Source organism: Neomoorella stamsii, assembly GCF_002995805.1.
Classification (GTDB): Bacteria; Bacillota; DSM-521; order Neomoorellales; family Neomoorellaceae; genus Neomoorella; species Neomoorella stamsii.
Window position 1 is genome coordinate 26,258 of sequence record NZ_PVXL01000008.1, and the last position, 19,684, is coordinate 45,941.

A 19,684-nucleotide genomic window follows, 5' to 3' on the forward strand; every position below is an offset into this window, starting at 1 on the left:
GTCTTATACCAGGTTTCTACTGGATGAGCCGGCGGTCATAACCAAGCTGCCTTAAGGCCAGTTCCTGCTGGCGCCAGTTTTTCTTTACCCGCACCCGCAGGTTTAAAAAAATTTTGCTGCCTAAAAGGGCTTCCATTTCCTGGCGGGCCTGGGTACCAATTTCTTTCAGCCGCTGCCCTCCCTGGCCAATGATAATACCCTTCTGGGAATCCCTTTCCACGTAAATCACGGCGTCGACATAGAGGTAATCATTGGGTCGCTGGGCTATTTCTTCCACCACTACGGCCACCGCATGGGGAACTTCTTCCCGGGTCACCCGGAGAACCTGTTCCCGGATCAGTTCGGCCATAACAAATTTCTCCGGCTGGTCGGTGACCATTTCCGGGGGATAATATTGAGGTCCCGGCGGCAGGAAAGGGCTGATTAACTCCGGCAGGGCGGCTACATTGGTACCTGCCAGGGCCGACACCGCCTGGACGGCTTTAAAATCCAGGCGGGCCCGGAAAAATTCCTCCCGTTGCTCCAGGGTGGCAGCATCCACCAGGTCAATTTTATTGAGGATCAGGATTTTGGGGGTAGCCACCTCTTTTAATTGCGCGATGATATATTCCTCACCGGCCCCGGGTGAAACGGCAGCGTCGACCACGTAAAGGACGACATCGACTTCGGCCAGGGTGTTCCGGGCCACGGCTACCATATACTCTCCCAGCTGGTGCTGGGGTTTGTGGATGCCGGGAGTATCTAAAAAAACGATCTGGTAACTGTCTGTCGTGAGCACCCCTAAAATCTTATTGCGGGTCGTCTGGGGCTTATCGGACATGATGGCGATTTTGCGGCCCACCAGCCGGTTTAAGAGGGTGGATTTACCGGCATTGGGCCGGCCGATAAGCCCGGCAAAACCGGAAACGTAATCCGCGGTCAAGGAATCAGGCACCTCATTTCAAGGTAAAGGTATCCGGTAACAGCTCCTTGAGTGAGCGGCGGTGAACGGTACCACCTGGCTGGCCGGTGATAATTTCCAGCTCCGGAGCAAATTCGGCCAGTACCTGGCGGCAGGCACCACAGGGAAAACACGCTGTGAGGTCCCCGCCAACGACAGCCAGGGCGACAAACTCCCTTTCGCTGGCAGCCACAGCCTGAAACAGGGCCACCCGCTCGGCGCAAATGGTCAAACTGTAGGAGGCATTTTCAATATTGCAGCCGGTATAGACCTTGCCCCCGGCCGTAAGCAGGGCCGCACCCACCTGAAAGCGGGAATAAGGCGCGTAGGCCTTCTCTTTAGCTCCGGCTGCCATGGCTATTAAATCTTCTGGATTACAGGCCACTGAGGTTTCCTCCCTATCTAATTTTACCATTCAGTTAAGTTAGAGGTCAATTTTAACGAAATACTGGCCCCGCCCTCTTACCCTGGGATATAATAAATATTAAAGCAGACGAGAGTTAATCCGGCGGCTACGCTCTTTAGGTTTTGATATTGGGAAAAAGATGGCTGAAAAGGGTGAAGCAATGAAACGAACTTATCCTCCCCACCCTGTTGTGGGGGTAGGGGCGGTGGTCATTAAGGAAGGTCATATCTTACTGGTGCGCCGGGGTTCACCGCCGGCGGCAGGTTTATGGAGCCTGCCCGGTGGCGGCCAGGAAACGGGGGAAACGGCCCAGGAGGCTGTGGAACGCGAAGTTTTTGAAGAGTGCGGCATCAGGGTAGCTGTCGGGCCGCCCATAGCCGTCCTGGACAGCATTTATACCGATGGCGAAGGTCGGATTAAATACCATTACGTCCTGATTGATTTCTGGGCTGAATACCGGGGTGGGAACTTGCACCCGGCCACCGATGCCGCAGCCGCCTGCTGGGTTCCCCTCAATGAAGTAAGTACCTATCCCCTGACCAGGGGTTTAAAGGAACTCCTGGCCGCCTGGGGTCTGCTGGACGGTACCCCGCCAGCCGCGCCGGCCAGAATCCTTTACCGTACCATCCGCGGCCAAACCCTTTAAAAGCTGGCTCCAGCCTGTCCCGCCGCCGGCAGCTGCAGTGCGCCCCGCCGGCCCTACTACCCCGGCGGAGATAATCAGCTTAATCCCGTCTTCCACCGGCATATCCAGGGGGACGACATCTTCGGCAGGTACCATGAGCAGGAAACCGGAAGTGGGATTCGGGGTGGTAGGAATAAATACGTTTACCAGGTCAGCAGCAGCCCGCATGCTGGCCTCGGCCGGGGCCGGGCCGGTTAAAAAGCCTAAAGAAAAAATACCGTGGCGGGGATACTCGATCATTACCACCTTTTGAAAGGCCTTTTTGTCTTCCCGCCAGATGGCTTCTACCATCTGCTTGACGGTACGGTAAATGGAATTGACCAGGGGGATGCGGTACATGAGTTCATCCCACAGGTTTAAGAGGAAACGCCCGATATAATTGGTGGCCAGGAAACCAGCAACTATTACCACAGTTACTGTGACCACCAGCCCCAGCCCCGGAATGCGCTGGCCCAGGAGTAAAATTACTACCTTCCCTGCCAGCTGGTCGAGGAAATTAAAGACCAGCCATAGCACGTAAATGGTTGCTACCGCGGGTAGCGTCACAATAACTCCGGTGAGAAAGAAACGGCGCAAACGACGCAAGGGCCAGATCCTCCTAAAGTCCCAGGCGCGGTCCAAAAATGAAATAAGCCACGGCTACCGCCCCCAGGGCGGTAATTAAAACGGCCCCGGCGGCGACGTCCTTGGCGATGCGCGCCAGGGGATGGTATTTGCCAGTATAGAGATTTACGGTCACTTCTACCGCTGTATTGAAGGCCTCGGCAGCCAGGACCAGGGTGATGGCTATCGTCAGGGCCACCCATTCCCAGGGCTGGACCTGGAAATACCAGCCGGCCCCTATGACGGCCACCATGGCTGTCAGGTGAATGACCATATTGATCTGCGTCCGCAGGCAGTAGAGGACTCCGGCCAAGGCGGCCCGGAACTTGACCAGCATTACCGCTCCAGCCCCATCCTGGCGAGTATTGCTTCCTGGCGCGCCTCCATCCTGGCGGCTTCTTCTTCTGTACCGTGGTCATAACCAAGGAGGTGCAGGAAACCGTGGACGGTAAGAAAAGCCAGTTCCCTGGCCAGGGAATGGCCATAGTTTTGCGCCTGGCGGGCGGCCGTGGGTACCGCAACAACGATATCTCCCAAGAGCCTGTCCACCCCCGGGTCAACAAAAGCAGGTTCCCCGGGGCTTGTTTCTTCTAAAGCAAAGGAAAGGACGTCGGTAGGGGCATCAATACCCCGGTAGGTCCGGTTGAGGTCCTGGATGGCGGCGTCATCAACCAGGGTCAGGCCTACCTCGGTTCCCGGGTCCACTCCCTCGACAGCGGCGGCCTCCTGGAGAACCTTCTCCAGCAAGGATATTAGTTCCTCTCCCAGGGGGTAATCATCCTGCTGATTGTTTATGGAGCACTCCATTACGGCTTTTTCTCCTTTCCATTTCCTTAAGGACCACTTCCGGGTATTCCACCCGGGTGTGGAAGATGCCGTTTAAGACGCGCATAAAGGCCTCGGCGATAACAGCCAGTTCCCGGAACGTTAAATCGCTCGCCTCCAGCTGGCCGTCATCCAGCTTTTCCCGGATAATTTTGCGCACAAAACCCTCCATGCGGCCAGGTGTGGGCTTGGGCAACGAACGGATGCCGGCTTCGACACTGTCGGCCAGCATGACTATGGCGGCTTCTTTGCTCTGGGGTATCGGCCCTTCATAGCGAAAGTCGTTTTCACTGACACTGTCGCCCCGGCCGCTTTCCCGGGCCTTGTGGTAGAAATAGGTCATCAAACTGGCGCCGTGGTGCTGGGCAATAATATCCTGGATAACCCGGGGCAGGCGATACTCCCGCGCCATTTCCAGGCCGTCTTTGACATGGCAGGAAATGATCAGGGTACTTAAAGTCGGTGCCAGCCGGTCATGGGGGTTTTCCGCCGTCACCTGGTTTTCAATGAAAAAGTAGGGCCGCTTTAGCTTCCCGATATCATGGTAATAGGCTCCTACCCGGGCCAGGAGGGAATCTGCCCCCACGGCATCAGCCGCCGCCTCGGCGAGGTTCCCCACCAGGATGCTGTGGTGATAGGTGCCCGGGGCTTCCAGGAGCAGGCGCTTTAACAAAGGATGATTGGGATTGGAAAGCTCTAAGAGCTTCACCGCCGTGGTAATGCCAAAGCTGTTCTCCAGAAAGGGCAGGAAGCCGATGGTTAAGACCGTTGAAAGCAGGCCATTGGCCAGGGCCAGGACCGCGCCGATGCTCAACTGGGACAGGGTGGAATTGAGCATCAGTCCCAGGGCGACAACACTTAACAGGTTGGCCAGCATTAAAAAGAGGCTGGAACGGGCGAGATCCGAACGCTGGCTTAAATGGGTGACACAGTAAATACCAACCAGGCCGCTGACGACGCCCGTGGCCGTAAACTGGTAGAGATTGCCGCCGATGATCCCGGCCTCCAGGGCCAGGAAGAAGGTAAAAATCACGGCCACCTGGGCATCCAGCAGGATGGCCACCAGCATGGAACCGGCAGCTACCGGCATGAGATATCCCACCAGGCGGGTAAATTCTGCCCGGCTGCCCAGGCTGATGGCCGCTACGCCCCGGGAAAATACAAGGAAGATCAGCCATAAAAGCCCCAGCAGTAGTAACAGCTGGTTGCTGTTATAAATACCCGGTTTAAAAAAGCGTAAATACAGGAGCAACAGGGCTACCAGGAGGGCCTGGAAAAAGACCAGGCCAAAAAGCGCGCCCCAGGAAGCCCCGGAGCGCAGGAGGCCCAGTTTTTGCAGTGCTTCAATATCTTCCGCCGTTACCAGTTCGCCATCGCTGACGATCTTTTCATTCTGGCGGATGGTTACCTGGACCGGGCTCACCTCGGCGGCAGCTTTCTCCCGCTTCTGCATGGTAGCGGCAACGTCATAGATGAGATTGGGTTTTAATTCCAGCTGCTGGATAATAGCTGCAACTACAGGTTTATAGCGGGTCTCTATTCCTGCCGTCTCTACTGCAGCCAGCATCTTGTCCCGGGCGATACTCACGGCATCCTGGGGTACAGCTTCGCCCATTACCTGGTTGACAATATTCCTGGTAATGCCGGCCAGGTTATTGAGGGTAGTGGCATCGGCTGCCGCCAGGGCCTGGAGGGTAGGTGCCGTTAATTTTAACTGGCTTAACCGGTCCTTTAAACGGGCCACCCGTTCGCTGCTGTCACTCGTACTATTATTAATTTCCCTTATCGACTGGAAAATATTATCTACCTGGCCGGTCAGAGCAGCTGCCACCGAGCTGTCCACCCTGTAAACGGGAGTTACCTGCCGGGCCGCTTCTTCCCTGGCCTTTTGCGTCAAAACCTCACTTTCGTAAACAATGCCCTGGGGCGCCTTGAAATCCTGGGGGCTGGGCTGCCCCACTTTTAAATCCAGCTTTTGCGGCAGGTAATCCAGGGCCGTAATGGTTACGGCAACGGCAAACAGGGCCATCCCCCAGATGACCCTGGATCTTAAAAATTTAGGACCAAGCCGGACCAGCAGCGGGTGCATTAACCATTCTAGCCGCTGCCATGGCACATCCGGTCACTCCTCTCGTATGCTTTAATAATTTCCTGTACCAGGGGATGGCGGACGACATCGGCTTCGGTTAGATACTCAATGGCAATGCCGTCAATACCCCTTAAGATCCGCTGGGCTTCTACCAGGCCGGAGGTTGTATCCCGGGGCAGGTCTACCTGGGTCACGTCACCGGTAATGACGGCCCGGGAGCCAAAGCCAATGCGGGTCAGGAACATCTTCATCTGTTCGGAAGTAGTATTCTGGGCTTCATCCAGGATAATGAAGGCGTCATCCAGGGTGCGCCCCCGCATATAGGCCAGGGGCGCTACTTCTATAATATTTTTTTCCATATACTTTTGTGCTGTTTCCATACCTAAAATATCATAAAGGCCGTCATAAAGGGGCCGCAGATAAGGGTTAACCTTCTCTTGCAGGTCGCCGGGCAGGAAGCCCAGCTTTTCCCCGGCCTCAACTGCCGGCCGGGCGAGTATTATCCGCTCCACACTGCGGGACCGCAGGGCGTTGACGGCCATAACTACTGCCAGGTAGGTTTTCCCGGTACCGGCCGGGCCAATGCCGAAGACAATATCATAACGGCGCATGGCCTGGACATAGCGGAGCTGCCCCAGGGTTTTGGGGCGAATCTGTTTGCCCCGGGGAGTAACGTAAAGTACTTCCCCCAGGGCCTGGGCCAGGTCGGTCTTACCCGCCATGTCATCCTGGCGCCGGACCAGGTTCCAGGTGTAGTTAATGGTTGCTGTATTAATGGTCGTGCCGGAACGGGCCAGTTTAATTAACTGTCGGAATAGTCTTTCCAGTTCCTCGACTTCCTGTCGCGTCCCGCTTAAAGTCAGTTCATTCCCCCGGGCTACGATCCGGGCTGAGGTATGGCTCTCAATAAATTTCAGGTTTTCATCCTGGTGGCCAAAAAGATTGACGGCCTCGCCATTGCTGCCAACAGTCAGCCTGGTTTCGTAATTGGTGGTCAAGGTTTTATCCATCAGCTCCTTTATGATCATAATCAGTTTATTTTAACATATACAGGCGCCAGCGTAAAGGCTACTGTTTGCCGCTAAGGGGAACAACCTGGCCGATATCCTCTTCCGTTTCCACCCAGGCCCGGACACGAACTATTTCATCTTCAGGTTTGGTTAAAGGAACTATCTTCTGCCCCGTAATGCTGGCTCCCGGTGGTAACTTTTCCTTGAGTTCCGCCAGGATCTGCCGGCCGGCTGTGCTGACTGCTTCTTCATAGGAAAGCTGCCGGTACCGGACCTGGACTTCATAATAGCTCGTTATGATGAGTTCGACGGGCAGGGTAAAATTCCTCCAGGATGGCAGAGCCACAACTTTATTTTCCTGGCGATAACTGGTATAGGGTGGCTGTTGCGGGCCTTTCAGGATATAGCGGTGACCGGGTGTCTGGACCATTATCGTCGTGTGCTGCCGGCCGGTTGGCACTTCCTGGACCTGCCGGCGGTTGATCTCTTTTTCCCCTTCATACCAGACCCTGGCCCGCACAATACCCCGGGCCCGGACCAGGCGTGGCGCGGGCGGTGGCTGCTCAGGAGCGGCTGCTTCTCCCGGCTTTTTTTCCGGCCGGGGGGGTAAAATGAGGCCCGAAATCAGTATTTCTCCCTGCCGGACCGTATCGCCGGCCTTTACCCTGCCCTCGCCATTGATGACCAGGATATCTTTGATTACCCCGTCTTTGGCGGCAATGATGCTGGCCGGCCGGTCGACGGCTTCCTCCCCGGGAGGGGCTGCCTTTTCCACCACGGTGATTTCGGCCCTGGTACCATGGAAGCGGATACCTACCCAGGCCAACTGGGGCAAACGGCGCTCCAGGGCGTACTCCAGGGTACGGGTATCCAGGGCGCTTTTCCTGGCACCGGGCTTTAGCCCCTCCGCGCGGGCCGCGGCCAGGACCTGGTCCGGCGTTACCCGGCGTAACGGCCCGTTTTCCGGCCTGACGTCCACCACCCAGATAAAGGTGGACAGGAGGTAGATGGCCAGCAAAAAGAAAAGACTGCCCAGGAGCAGTACCTGCCGTCCCCGCAGGCGGCGGCTGAAAAAGGGCCAGCCCCGCTTGTCCACAATACGGACCCGGCAGCGGCTCTGCCGGGCCAGGGAGCGCAGGGCGCGGTATTCGCCGGCCGGCATTTTCGCCTGGATGCTGCCGTTCCTGTGACGGGTGATATCCCAGAGGCTGATGCCTTGAGCCAGGGCTAGATTGAGAAAGCCTTCCGGGTCGTCACCGCTGATGGTAAGTATCAGATAGCCCTCCAGGTAAGCCAACCAGTTTCGCCAGGCCACCGGTCTCTTCCTCCCTTAGCAAAACGTCAGGGACTGGATGGTGCCTTCCAGGGCGATGGCGTCCGGTTTGATCTCCCGCAGGAGCATGCCTGTCCCCTTGATCTCCAGCTCGCCGGTACTGAGTTTCAGGCGTACCAGGTCCGGCTGGTACTCGCTGATGCCCCGGTGGTTTTCCACTACCAGCCGGCTATTACCTACCAGGGTCAGGCGCGGCAGGTCCAGGACGGCGTCTGCCGGTAACTCTAAATAATCGGTAATGGCTTTCTCCAGCCGCCGGGCCCTGTCCATCCAGCTGCGCCGGGAACGATTTTTCCCCATCCTGTCCCCTCCTGCCAATACTTTATGCAAAGGCAGGGCAAAAAAGACCGCAAAAAAGCCCGGTCCTGCAGGACCGGGCTCTGTATGCCCATGAAAGCTGTGCCACCGGGAAAATTATCAACCAGAGGGAGGTAACATCCACTGTTTTAGTGCCAGCGGCGTTTGCGAGCCGCTTCGGATTTTTTCTTGCGCCTGACGCTGGGTTTTTCGTAATGTTCCCGGCGCCGGGCTTCCGAAAGAATGCCTGCCTTCTGGCAAATGCGCTTGAACCGCTTTAAAGCGGCATCAATGGATTCATTTTTGCCAATTTTAACCTCGCTCAACCCTTGCTTCCCTCCCCCCGCCAGCCCGGTGGACGCTGCCTTCAACAGCTCAACATGAGTTTAATTATACTCTATCCCTTTTTTAGCGTCAACCCAGGATCCGCAGTTGCCGCCCTCCCAGAAGGTGGAAATGGAGGTGGTAAACAACCTGCCCGCCCTCTTCTTTACAATTATTTACCAGGCGGAAACCACGCTCGGCCAGGCCCAGTTCCCGGGCAATTTGCACTGCCACCAGGTGGATATGGCCAAGCAGTTCTTTATCTGCCGGCGTTATGGCCGTCAGATCGGGTATATGCTTCCTGGGGATAATTAAAATATGTACCGGGGCCACCGGCCGGATATCTTTAAAGGCTACCACCTGCTCATCCTGGTAAACCACCTCGGCCGGGAGCTGACCCCTGGCTATTCTACAAAAGATGCATTCCTCGGCCACATGTGTTGCTCCCTTCTCAATACTATACTTAATATTAATTTCTCCCTCCAGGGCTATTTTCCTGCTCTTCCTTAACATCTTTTTCTAATTTGCCCCAGATTAAACCTCCCCGTAATTCCTGCAGCCTGACCGGGACCAGCCGTCCTATCAAGTCGCCTGTTGCCGGAAAGGCTACCGTCAGGTAATTGCCGGTATGGCCTTCGAAAACACCCGGTTGACCGGGCAGGGGCCTTTCTACCAGTACCGTGAGGGTTTCGTTTAAAAACTCCCGGGCATACTGGCGGGCCAGGCGGCGTCCCAGCTGGAGGAGCCGCCGTTCCCGGTCCTTTTTTACATCGGGGGCTACTTGATCAGGCATGGCCGCCGCCGGGGTACCCCGGCGGGGGGAATAAGGAAAAACATGGATGGCGGCCAGGGCCGCTTCCTTGACTACCGCCATGGTATTTTGAAACTGGTCTTCCGTTTCCCCGGGAAAGCCGACCATGACATCGCTGGTAAAGGCCGCCCGGGGCCGTTTGGAGCGTAAGGAAGCAATTAACTCTAGGTAGTAACGGCCGGTATAACGGCGTCCCATTTTTTGTAAGATAGTATCATCGCCGCTCTGGAGGGGGATGTGGTAATGGGGGCAAATAACCTCTTCCCCCGCCAGCACGGCCTTTAATGCGGGGGTAAAATCCAGGGGATCAATGGAGCTGATGCGGAGACGTTCTAGCCCCGGTACCCGGACGAGCTTTTTCAGGAGACCGGCCAGGTCTATCCCCCCGGCGAGGTCGCGGCCATAAGCCCCGGTGTGGACGCCGGTGAGGACGATTTCCAGGTACCCGGCAGCTACCAGGCGTTGCACTTCGGCCAGGATGGCTTCTGGTGCCCGGCTGCGCAAGGGCCCGCGGGCATAGGGGACGATGCAGTAAGTACAGAATTCCTCACAACCTTCCTGGATCTTGAGAAAGGCCCGGGCCCGACTTACTTCCACCAGGGGCAGCTCTTCAAAGGCTTCCCCGGGTTCGTGGGCGCGGACGGCGTTAACAGGGGTCCCTTTCTCCCTGGCCTTTTCCACCATTTCTACCAGTCGCTGCCGCTCCCGGGTGCCGACTACTACATCGACGCCGGGGATAGCCAGCACCTCCCCCGGAGCTACCTGGGCATAGCAGCCGGTAACGGCCACCACTGCTTCCGGGTTGGCCCGGACGGCGCGGCGGATCAGCTGCCGCGACTTGCGGTCGCTGATGTGGGTGACGGTGCAGGTGTGGACGACGTAGACGTCGGCCTTTTCCGGGAAGGGCACGATCTCGTAGCCGGCCGCCTGGAAGAGGTGCTTGATGGCTTCCAGTTCGTTCTGGTTGACTTTGCAGCCCAGGCTCACCAGGGCCACCCGGGGTGAGGGCACGACTTTCACCTCTAATCTACCCTGAAAATAATTCTATCACAAGCTGGCATTGTCCCGCTCGCTCCCTGGCCCTTGTGGAGCGCCCAGCACTCACTCAACTCAGGTACCTCCAAAGGTAGTGCGACTGCATAAACCGAAGAACTGGTTACTGTAACTTGGTTACTGTGAGTGCTGGGCGGCCTATTCGGCATCCTTGCCTTTAGAATCCGGCCAAAGGCCTCGCTGTCCTCGGCCCCGCTTATCATCCCTCGGCTACGCCTGGGCCGCTTCGCCACTCGGTAGAAGCTCGCTCGCTTCCGACAAATGCCAGCTTGTTGTTTTCAGCCATCTGCCAGTGCCGCGCCAGCGGCATAGGTATCTTGTCTTGCTTGCCTCAATAGCGGGGTTTATGACAGCTCCCCCAGGGCGTACATGACGGCGGCCAGGCAGACCAGTCCGGCCGTTTCTGTCCTCAAGATGCGGGGACCCAGGGTGACGGGTAAACCCCCAAATTTACGGGCCAGGTCAACTTCCGCCCGGCTCAAACCCCCTTCTGGGCCAATAAGCAGGGCCAGTTCCTGTTCCTCCGGGACTGCAGTAAGTATGGACTTGAGGTCACGGGAGCGTTCTTCTTCCCAGGGGACCAGCAACAGGGTACCGGGTTTAAGCCCTGCCAGGGCTACCTGCAGCTCCAGGGGGCCGTCCACCGCCGGGATCAGGTGCCGGCGGCTCTGGCGGGCTGCTGCATGCGCCTTTTGCTGCCAGCGTTCCCGGCGCCGGGTGCAGGCCTCCGGGTCCGGCCGGGGGATGGAACGTTCCGTAACCAGGACGATAATCCGGGCTACCCCTAATTCTGTACATTTTTCAATGATAAAATCCATTTTATCCCCTTTGGGCCAGCCCTGGTAGAGGGTCACTTTTACCCGCGGCTCCGGGCTCTCCAGGGGGGTCTTGATGGCCGCGACCACCCGGTCTTTCTGGATGGCTATGATTTCCGCCAGGTACCCCCGGCCGCTGTTGTCGGCCAGGGAGATGGTCTCTCCCACCCGCAAGCGCAGGACGCGGAGGGCATGATGGGCGTTTTCTCCCTCCAGGATGGCCGGTTCGCCGGGAACGATCAGGGCAGGCAGAAAAAAATGGTGGGCCATAACGGCTCACCCCCTGTATGGGAAATGAGAAGTGGGAGCTAGAAAAAGGGGGAGTATTTGCAGCAAACCTGTTTCAGATCTTTCTAAAGTAGCCGGGCAGGGATATTATGTGGTCATCCCATGAAGGCGTCCCTTACTTTTTTAAAGAAGCCTTTATCCTGCTCCCTGGCGCCTTTGGGTTCCCAGCCATACAGGCGGCCAAACTCCCGCAGCAGCTCCTTTTGTTTTTCGTTAAGGTTGGTAGGTGTCTCAACATGAATCCGTACATGCTGGTCACCCCGGCCGGCGCCGTTCAAGCGGGGGATGCCTTTACCCTTCAGCCTGAAGGTGGCCCCGCTCTGGGTCCCGGCGGGGATATTGAGTTCGGCTTTACCGTCCAGGGTAGGCACAAGGATCCTGTCGCCCAGGGCCGCCTGGACCATGGTTACCGGCACTTCGCAGAGGACGTCATAACCGTCCCGCCGGAAAAAGGGATGGGGCCGGACGTTAATATAGACATAGAGGTCGCCCGGCGGCCCGCCGCGGATGCCGCTCTCGCCTTCGCCGGCCATGCGCAGGCGGGCACCGGTATCCACCCCCGGGGGAATTTTGATCTTTATCTTACGGGTACGCTGGACCACACCCCGGCCGCGGCAGGTGGGACAGGGCGTTTCAATAATGGTCCCCTGGCCGTGGCAGTGGTGACAGGTGCGTATCGTCTGGAAATGGCCCAGGGGCGTACTCTGGGAGATGCGGACCTGCCCGGTGCCGTGGCAGGTGGGGCAGGTCCTGGGCCTGGTACCGGGCGCCGCGCCGCTGCCGTCACAGGCAGGGCACTTTTCCTGGCGCGGTACGCCGATTTCCTTTTCCCCGCCAAAGGCAGCTTCTTCAAAGGAAATTTCTATATCCAGGCGCAGGTCATCGCCCCGCTGGGGACCCTGGCGCCTGGCTGTCCGGCCAAAACCGCCGCCAAAGAACATGTCAAAGATGTCGCCAAAGGTGCCGAAATCGGCACCGGCGCCGCCGAAGTCAAAGCCGCCGAAGCCGGGCCCGCCCGTCTCCATGCCGGCATGGCCGAACTGGTCATAACGGGCCCTCTTCTCCGGGTCGCTCAAGACTTCGTAGGCTTCCTGGACCTCTTTGAACTTTTCTTCGGCTTCTTTATTCCCCGGGTTCATATCCGGGTGATACTTGCGCGCCAGCTGGCGGTAAGCCTTCTTGATTTCCGCCTCGGAGGCATCCCGGGAAACCCCCAGGACCTCGTAATAATCGCGCTTAGCCATGGCTGGTCACCGGTTATTATTTCTTTTCGTCATCGACGATTTTGTAGTCGGCATCATAGACATTGCCGTCCTGTTTTGCCTCGCCGGTAGAACCGCTGCCACCCTGGGCCCCGCCGGCCTGGGCACCGGCCTGCTGGTACACTTTGGTGGTCAGGGTATAGAGGGCCTGGGAAAGGGCTTCCATCTTTTCTTTGATCTTAGCGGAATTCTTGCTGTCCAGGACGTCCTGGAGTTCTTTCTTCGCCTGTTCGATGCGGTCCACGTCGGCCTTGTCGGCTTTATCTTTAAACTCCTTCAGGGTGCGGTCGGCCTGGTAGATGAGGGAATCCGCCTGGTTCCTCGTCTCAATTTCCTCTTTGCGCTTGCGGTCGCTCTCGGCATAGGCCTCGGCATCCTTAACCATGCGCTGGATTTCTTCTTCTGTGAGGCCGCTGGAAGAAGTAATGGTTATGGCCTGCTGTTTACCGGTAGCCAGGTCTTTGGCCGAGACGTGCACGATGCCGTTGGCGTCGATATCAAACTTGACTTCAATCTGGGGTACACCCCGGGGCGCCGGCGGGATACCCGTCAGCTGGAAACGGCCCAGGGTTTTATTGTCGGCGGCCATGGCCCGCTCGCCCTGGAGGACGTGGATTTCCACCGTGGTCTGGTTGTCGGCTGCGGTAGAAAAGATCTGGCTCTTGGACGTCGGAATGGTGGTGTTGCGTTCAATTATCTTCGTGAACACGCCGCCCAGGGTTTCAATGCCGAGGGACAGCGGGGTAACATCCAGGAGCAGGACGTCCTTGACCTCGCCGGCCAGGACCCCGGCCTGGATGGCTGCGCCCAGGGCGACACACTCATCCGGGTTAATACCCTTGTGGGGCTCTTTGCCCAGAATCTTGCGTACCGTCTCCTGGACCAGGGGCACCCTGGTGGAGCCGCCTACCAGTAACACCTTGTCAATATCCTTGGGCTCCAGCCCGGCGTCAGCCAGGGCCTGCCTGGTGGGACCGACGGTCTTTTCTACCAGGTCGGCTATCAGTTCTTCAAACTTGGCCCGGGTGAGATTCACATCCAGGTGGATGGGGCCGTTGGGCGTCGCCGAGATGAAGGGCAGGTTAATGTTGGTGCTGGTCATGCTGGAAAGCTCGATTTTAGCTTTTTCCGCCGCTTCCTTAAGACGCTGCATGGCCATTTTATCCTGCCTCAGGTCTACCCCGTGCTCCCGGCGGCAGATATCTACCAGGTAATCCATAATCCGCTGGTCAAAGTCATCGCCACCCAGGCGGTTATTGCCGCTGGTGGCCTTGACTTCAAAAACGCCATCCCCCAGCTCCAGGATGGAAACGTCAAAGGTACCGCCACCCAGGTCATAAACCAGGATGGTCTGGTCTTCTTCTTTATCCAGGCCGTAGGCCAGGGAGGCTGCCGTCGGCTCGTTGATAATACGCAGTACCTCCAGGCCGGCAATGCGGCCGGCGTCTTTGGTGGCCTGGCGCTGGCTGTCGGTGAAGTAGGCCGGTACCGTGATTACCGCCTGGGTCACCTTTTCCCCCAGGTAGGCCTCAGCGTCGGCCTTCAGCTTTTGCAGGATCATGGCGGATATTTCCTGGGGGGTATATTCCTTGTCATCGATTTTTACTTTATAGCTGGTGCCCATATGGCGTTTAATGGACATAACGGTCCGGTCGGGATTGGTGATGGCCTGGCGTTTGGCCACCTGGCCGACAACCCGCTCGCCGTCCTTGGTAAAGGCCACTACTGAAGGTGTGGTGCGGCCGCCTTCCGCATTGGGGATGACTACTGCTTCCCCGCCTTCCATGACGGCTACGCAGGAGTTGGTTGTACCCAGGTCGATACCGATTACTTTACCCATTGTGATCTACCTCCTGTTCTCCAGCTTCCTGTTTGGTTTCCTGTTCTGTGGCACCGGCCGCTACCGCCACTTTGACCATGGCCGGCCGTAAAAGCTTGCCATGCAAAGTATAACCCCGGCGGAACTCTTCGACCACCAGGTTTATTTTATCCAGTTCCGGTGTTTCTTCCCGCGCTACTGCTTCGTGAACTTCAGGATCAAAGGGCTGGCCCAGGGCGGCTACGGGCATTAGCCCTTCCTGGCTTAAAATTTCTTTTAAAAGACGCAGGGTCATCTCCACCCCGGTTTCCAGGGCCTGCTTTTCCGCTCCTGCAGCTGCTGCCAGGGCCCGCTCCAGGTTATCAAGGACGGGCAAGAGGCTCTCAATGAGCCTGGCATTGGCCAGCCGGGTCAGTTCTTCCTGCTCGCGGCGGGTACGCTTGCGGTAGTTGTCAAAATCGGCCTGCAGGCGCAAATAGCGCTGCTGTAGCCCGGCTAAAGCTTCCTCTTTAGCGGCCAGCTCCGCCTGGAGGCGGGTTAATATTTCATTTTCCTCGCCCGGTTCTTCACCGGCCCCTGCCGGGCCGTCTTTGGCTTCCGGCGTTGCTGCTTCCCCTGCTTCTCCGGCAGGCGGTTCTCCCGGGCTAGTCAGCCTTTCTTCCCTTTCCCCACTTGCCGGTCCATTATTCATTTTATTATCCTTATTATCCTGTTTGGCATCCATAACTTCTTACGGTCACTCCCTTCGTAAAAAAAGCCAGCACCCAAAGGCACCGGCCTGGTCCAGGTGGCCCTGAAACTCAGCGGTAAAATTGCGTCAAGGACCGGGATAAGCTATCGGCCACACACTGGAGGACCGATATAACCCGGGAATAGTGCATCCGCGTTGGTCCGAGTAAGCCCACTTTACCCATTATTTTCCCTTCGACGGCATAGCTAATCGTTACTACACTGCATTTATCAATGCCTTCTTCTTTATTCTCCTGGCCGATCCTGATAGTCAGGCCGCTTCCCGGGGTGGCTTTAAAAATACGCCGCAAGGCCTCTTCCCGCTCGAGAAAAGCCAGGATTTCCTTGACCTTCTCTAAATTTTTAAACTCCGGCTGGCTTAAAATGTTGAGGATGCCTTCCAGGTAAACCTTCTCGCTGCCTTCCAGGGCCAGGATTTGTTGCAAAAGGTCAATCACCTGTTTGATTAAACCCCGGTGCTGGGCTACTTCCCGGTAGATATCCCTCAATACCGCCTGGCGCAGCTCTTCCAGGGCTATACCCTGCAGGCTGGCATTGAGAACCCGGGAGATACGGGTAAGATCCTCCGTGGTTACATTGCCGGGAATGGTAAAGATCCGGTGCTCAACCATACCGGTGCTGGTAACTGCCACCAGCAGGGCCTTGTTGGTTGAATGGACAGGTAAAATCTGCACCTGCTCCAGGATGGCATTGTTCTGGTTTGGTCCCAGGGCAATTGCCGTATAGGCGGTCATCTCGGAAAGTAAACGGGCCGTTTCCTCCAGGACCTGCTCGATTTCCAGCATTTTTTGGTTATAGCGCTGGCGCACGTATTCTTCTTCCGCCGGGGTTAATTTTTCCGGCTCCATAAGGCAGTCAACGTAGTAACGATAACCGTAGTCCGAAGGTATACGGCCGGCCGAGGTATGGGGTTGCTCCAGCAAGCCCATTTCCTCCAGGTCGGCCATCTCATTCCGGATGGTGGCCGGACTTACCCCCAGGTTGTACCGCCGGGCAATGGTGCGCGAGCCTACCGGTTCGCCGGTAAGGATATAATCCTGGACAATGGCGGCAAGGACCTGTTTTTTCCGCTCATCCATCCGCATGTTCTCACCTTCTTATTAGCACTCTTAAGGCCAGAGTGCTAAGAGCTTACTTAAAACATACCACCCGCCTTTAGTTTTGTCAAGGGAAAGTAAGGGCTAGACAAACTGCACAAAAACTTCATTGGCCAGGGGCAAACCTTTTTCGGTGAGCCTTAAATGGCCGTTTTTTTCCTCTACCAGTCCTGCCTGGTAGAGCCGGTCCAGTTCCCGGGCATAAATCTCCCGGGCGTCAATCTCGAAACGCTGCCGGAAGGCCTGCAAGTCGACGCCGGCCAGCAGGCGAAGGCCCATAAACATGGTTTCAGCCATCTGCTGGCGGGGCGTTAAGGTTTCTATTTCCGCCCGGGGCAGCTGGCCGCGGGATAAGGTGTGCCGGTACTGGTGCAGGTCGCTATAATTCTGCCAGCGCTGGCCCTGCCAGGAGGAGGCTGCGGCCACCCCCAGGCCCAGGTAGGGCTGGTTTAACCAGTAAGTGAGGTTGTGGCGGCACTGGTACCCCGGCCGGGCGAAGTTGGATATTTCATACTGCCGGTAACCGGCAGCCGTAAGGATAACCCGGGCTTCCTGGTACATGGCCAGTTCCAGTTCTTCCCCGGGCAAGGGTAACTCACCGGCAGCCGCCAGGTTACCCCAGGGCGTACCTTCCTCCACCTGGAGGCTGTAAGCGGCAATATGCTCGGGCTGGAGGGCAACGGCTTCTTTTAAAGTAGCCCGCCAGCCGTCCAGGGTCTGGCCCGGCAGGCCGAAGATCAGGTCCAGGTTGATGTTGCTAAAGCCGGCCCGGCGCGCCAGCTCGCAGGCCTGGTAGATGTCCCGGCGCCGGTGGATGCGGCCCATGGCACCGAGGAGGTCGTCGTCAAAGGCCTGGGCTCCCAGGGAGAGGCGGTTCACCCCGGCGGCCCGCAGGTCCCGGAGTTTAGCTCCATCCACCGTGCCGGGGTTGGCCTCTATAGAAACTTCCGCCCCCGGCTCCCGGCCGAAGCAGCGGGCCGCTGCCTCCAGGACCTGCTCCAGATCCCGGGCGGGGAGCAGGGTCGGGGTACCGCCGCCGATATAAAAAGTGGCCGCCGGCCCCGGTTGCCACTTCTGGGACACCAGAGCCATTTCCCGCTCCAGGTCCCGGCAGTAGGCGGCCATTTCCTCCGGTGACTGGCCTGGATAGGAAACGAAGTCGCAGTAATGGCATTTGCGGACACAGAAGGGGATATGGATGTAGATGGAGCTGGCTTTGTTTTCGCTCGCTCCCTGGCCCTTGCGGATTGGCCTACGGTTCAGCCTCAGGCTCAGGCGGGGTTCCCGGCCTATTCGGCGTCCTTGCCTCAAAGGGGCCGGCCGAAGGCCTTGCTGTCCTCGGCCCCGCCTTCGCTCTTCGGCTTCACCAAGGCCAATTCGCCGCTCGGGCCAAGTCGCTCGCTCCAAACTAAAGCCAGCCATAGGCCTACGACTTCCCTACCTTCAGCACGGCCATAAAGGCCTCCTGGGGGATGTCCACCGTGCCCACCTGTTTCATGCGCTTCTTGCCTTCCTTTTGTTTCTCCAGGAGCTTGCGCTTCCGCGTCACATCGCCGCCGTAACACTTGGCCAGGACGTTTTTGCGCAGCGCCGGGATGGTTTCCCGGGCGATGACCCGGCTGCCGATGGCGGCCTGGATGGGCACGTCAAAGAGCTGCCGGGGGATCAGCTGGCGCAGGCGTTCCACCAGGGCCCGGCCACGGTGGTAGGCCTGGTCCCGGTGGGTGATTACCGACAGGGCATCCACTACTTCATTATTAATAAGGATATCCATCTTTACCAGCTCCGCCGGCCGGTAGCCCTTGACTTCATAATCCAGGGAGGCATAGCCCCGCGTCCGGCTCTTAAGCTGGTCGAAGAAGTCGTAGATAATTTCCGCCAGGGGCAGGTCGTATTTTAAAGCCACCCTTTTCTCCGAAAGGTAATCCATATTAAGGAAAGTACCGCGTTTTTCCTGGCAAAGTTCCATTACCGGGCCTACATATTCCCTGGGCGTCATAATGGTGGCCTCGACATAGGGCTCCTCAATATGGTCAATCAAGTTTGGTGCCGGCAGGGCGGTGGGATTGTCAATCATCTCCACCCCGCCGTCCGTCCGCACCACCCGGTAGACTACGCTGGGCGCGGTAGTTATGAGTTCCAGGCCGTACTCCCTTTCCAGCCGCTCCTGGATAATCTCCATGTGCAGGAGCCCCAGGAAGCCACAGCGAAAGCCGAAACCCAGGGCCACCGAGGTTTCCGGCTCAAAGCTTAATGAGGCGTCATTTAACTGTAGCTTTTCCAGGGCATCCCGCAGGTTGTCAAATTGTTCCGAGTCCACCGGGAACAGGCCGCAGTAAACCATGGGCATAACCTTGCGGTAGCCCGGCAAGGGTTCCCTGGCCGGCCGGGTGGCGCTGGTGATGGTGTCGCCGACCCGGGTATCCTTGACATTTTTAATGCTGGCGGAGAGAAAGCCCACCTCGCCGGCGGCTAGTGTTGTGACCTGCCGCGGCGCCGGGGTGAAAATGCCCACCTCATTAACTTCAAATTCGGCCCCCGTAGCCATGAAACGGATGCGGTCGCCCTTTTGCACCTGGCCCTCGACAATCCGTATATAGGGGATAGCCCCCCGGTAGCTATCAAAGATGGAATCAAAAATCAGCGCCTTTAAGGGCGCTTCCCGGTCGCCCCGGGGCGGAGGAATGCGCCTGACGATGGCCTCCAGGATCTCTTCCGTCCCCACCCCGGTTTTAGCCGAGGCCAGGATGGCTTCACCGGCGTCCAGGCCGATGACGTCTTCTATCTCGCGGCGTACCCGTTCCGGCTCGGCATTGGGCAGATCGATTTTATTGATAACCGGGATAATTTCCAGGTTGTGTTCCAGGGCGAGGTAAACATTGGCCAGGGTCTGGGCCTCAATGCCCTGGGCAGCGTCAACCACCAGCAGGGCACCTTCACAGGCCGCCAGGCTCCGGGATACTTCATAGGTAAAGTCTACGTGCCCCGGGGTGTCAATCAAGTTTAAAACATATTCCCGGCCGTCCCGGGCTCTATAGTTCAGGCGGACCGCCTGGAGCTTGATGGTGATGCCGCGCTCCCGTTCCAGTTCCATGGTATCCAGGACCTGGTCCACCATCTCCCGCTTGCTCAAAGCGCCGGTATACTCCAGGAGGCGGTCGGCCAAGGTGGACTTGCCGTGGTCAATATGGGCAATGATGCAGAAATTACGGATATTTTTTTGCTCCGTCACTCAATAACTTCCTCCCCCGCAAATCGGAAGCCAGATGCATCTGGT

At 57.7% G+C, this 19,684-nt stretch carries 20 protein-coding genes; 1 reads left to right on the top strand and 19 read right to left on the bottom strand.

The window, feature by feature from the left end:
- Positions 1 to 16 precede the first annotated feature (16 nt).
- Positions 17 to 922 (bottom strand): GTPase Era, encoded by a 906-nt coding sequence (gene era, locus MOST_RS01120; RefSeq protein WP_054937281.1) that lies wholly within the window; start codon positions 920 to 922, stop codon positions 17 to 19.
- A gap of 13 nt (positions 923 to 935) precedes the next feature.
- Positions 936 to 1,325 carry a cytidine deaminase gene (gene cdd / locus MOST_RS01125; protein ID WP_106006990.1) on the bottom strand — a complete coding sequence of 130 codons (390 nt, stop codon included), beginning with the start codon at positions 1,323 to 1,325 and terminating at the stop codon, positions 936 to 938.
- 226 nt (positions 1,326 to 1,551) lie between these two features.
- On the opposite strand from cdd, the gene MOST_RS01130 reads away from it, so the two are divergent.
- Positions 1,552 to 1,992, top strand: coding sequence for an NUDIX hydrolase (locus MOST_RS01130; protein WP_054937283.1), 441 nt, complete (start codon positions 1,552 to 1,554; stop codon positions 1,990 to 1,992).
- Here the strand turns inward: MOST_RS01130 and MOST_RS01135 are convergent.
- The 17 genes from MOST_RS01135 to lepA form a co-directional block, all read right to left on the bottom strand.
- The gene (locus MOST_RS01135) at positions 1,894 to 2,616 is read right to left on the bottom strand and encodes a DUF502 domain-containing protein (protein ID WP_054937284.1); all 723 of its coding nucleotides are present in this window, start codon (positions 2,614 to 2,616) and stop codon (positions 1,894 to 1,896) included. The two genes, MOST_RS01130 and MOST_RS01135, sit on opposite strands and share 99 nt — an antisense overlap.
- A 13-nt stretch (positions 2,617 to 2,629) precedes the next feature.
- A complete protein-coding gene (locus MOST_RS01140; RefSeq protein WP_054937285.1) occupies positions 2,630 to 2,971 on the bottom strand; it encodes a diacylglycerol kinase family protein in 342 nt (113 codons plus the stop codon).
- A complete protein-coding gene (gene ybeY / locus MOST_RS01145; protein ID WP_054937286.1) occupies positions 2,971 to 3,441 on the bottom strand; it encodes an rRNA maturation RNase YbeY in 471 nt (156 codons plus the stop codon). Before ybeY ends, MOST_RS01140 begins: the two co-directional genes overlap by 1 nt.
- The gene (locus MOST_RS01150; RefSeq protein WP_054937287.1) at positions 3,410 to 5,575 is read right to left on the bottom strand and encodes an HD family phosphohydrolase; all 2,166 of its coding nucleotides are present in this window, start codon (positions 5,573 to 5,575) and stop codon (positions 3,410 to 3,412) included. Before MOST_RS01150 ends, ybeY begins: the two co-directional genes overlap by 32 nt.
- On the bottom strand, positions 5,557 to 6,558 hold the full coding sequence (locus tag MOST_RS01155; RefSeq protein ID WP_054937324.1) for a PhoH family protein: 1,002 nt from the start codon (positions 6,556 to 6,558) through the stop codon (positions 5,557 to 5,559). Before MOST_RS01155 ends, MOST_RS01150 begins: the two co-directional genes overlap by 19 nt.
- A 58-nt stretch (positions 6,559 to 6,616) precedes the next feature.
- Positions 6,617 to 7,873: a sporulation protein YqfD gene (gene yqfD, locus MOST_RS01160; RefSeq protein WP_054937288.1), complete on the bottom strand. Its 1,257-nt coding sequence runs from the start codon at positions 7,871 to 7,873 to the stop codon at positions 6,617 to 6,619.
- Positions 7,874 to 7,888: 15 nt separating this feature from the next.
- Complete coding sequence (gene yqfC / locus MOST_RS01165; RefSeq protein ID WP_054937289.1) at positions 7,889 to 8,191, bottom strand: sporulation protein YqfC; 303 nt, start codon at positions 8,189 to 8,191, stop codon at positions 7,889 to 7,891.
- Positions 8,192 to 8,337: 146 nt separating this feature from the next.
- Positions 8,338 to 8,514 carry a 30S ribosomal protein S21 gene (rpsU, locus tag MOST_RS01170; RefSeq protein WP_054937290.1) on the bottom strand — a complete coding sequence of 59 codons (177 nt, stop codon included), beginning with the start codon at positions 8,512 to 8,514 and terminating at the stop codon, positions 8,338 to 8,340.
- A gap of 88 nt (positions 8,515 to 8,602) precedes the next feature.
- The gene (locus MOST_RS01175; RefSeq protein WP_083476703.1) at positions 8,603 to 9,025 is read right to left on the bottom strand and encodes a histidine triad nucleotide-binding protein; all 423 of its coding nucleotides are present in this window, start codon (positions 9,023 to 9,025) and stop codon (positions 8,603 to 8,605) included.
- The gene (mtaB, locus tag MOST_RS01180; protein WP_054937291.1) at positions 8,982 to 10,334 is read right to left on the bottom strand and encodes a tRNA (N(6)-L-threonylcarbamoyladenosine(37)-C(2))-methylthiotransferase MtaB; all 1,353 of its coding nucleotides are present in this window, start codon (positions 10,332 to 10,334) and stop codon (positions 8,982 to 8,984) included. The genes MOST_RS01175 and mtaB overlap by 44 nt, the downstream gene beginning before the upstream one ends.
- Positions 10,335 to 10,720: 386 nt before the next feature.
- Entirely contained in the window at positions 10,721 to 11,461 is a 741-nt protein-coding gene (locus MOST_RS01185) for a 16S rRNA (uracil(1498)-N(3))-methyltransferase (RefSeq protein ID WP_054937292.1), read from the bottom strand.
- A gap of 113 nt (positions 11,462 to 11,574) precedes the next feature.
- On the bottom strand, positions 11,575 to 12,723 hold the full coding sequence (dnaJ, locus tag MOST_RS01190) for a molecular chaperone DnaJ (RefSeq protein WP_054937293.1): 1,149 nt from the start codon (positions 12,721 to 12,723) through the stop codon (positions 11,575 to 11,577).
- 16 nt (positions 12,724 to 12,739) lie between these two features.
- Positions 12,740 to 14,581, bottom strand: coding sequence for a molecular chaperone DnaK (gene dnaK, locus MOST_RS01195; protein WP_054937294.1), 1,842 nt, complete (start codon positions 14,579 to 14,581; stop codon positions 12,740 to 12,742).
- A complete protein-coding gene (gene grpE, locus MOST_RS01200) occupies positions 14,574 to 15,284 on the bottom strand; it encodes a nucleotide exchange factor GrpE (RefSeq protein WP_054937295.1) in 711 nt (236 codons plus the stop codon). Before grpE ends, dnaK begins: the two co-directional genes overlap by 8 nt.
- 76 nt (positions 15,285 to 15,360) lie before the next feature.
- Positions 15,361 to 16,395, bottom strand: a complete 1,035-nt coding sequence (gene hrcA / locus MOST_RS01205; RefSeq protein ID WP_054937296.1) for a heat-inducible transcriptional repressor HrcA — start codon at positions 16,393 to 16,395, stop codon at positions 15,361 to 15,363.
- A gap of 96 nt (positions 16,396 to 16,491) precedes the next feature.
- Positions 16,492 to 17,655 (bottom strand): radical SAM family heme chaperone HemW, encoded by a 1,164-nt coding sequence (hemW, locus tag MOST_RS01210; RefSeq protein WP_244267108.1) that lies wholly within the window; start codon positions 17,653 to 17,655, stop codon positions 16,492 to 16,494.
- Positions 17,656 to 17,833: 178 nt separating this feature from the next.
- A complete protein-coding gene (gene lepA / locus MOST_RS01215) occupies positions 17,834 to 19,639 on the bottom strand; it encodes a translation elongation factor 4 (protein WP_054937297.1) in 1,806 nt (601 codons plus the stop codon).
- Positions 19,640 to 19,684: the final 45 nt, after the last annotated feature.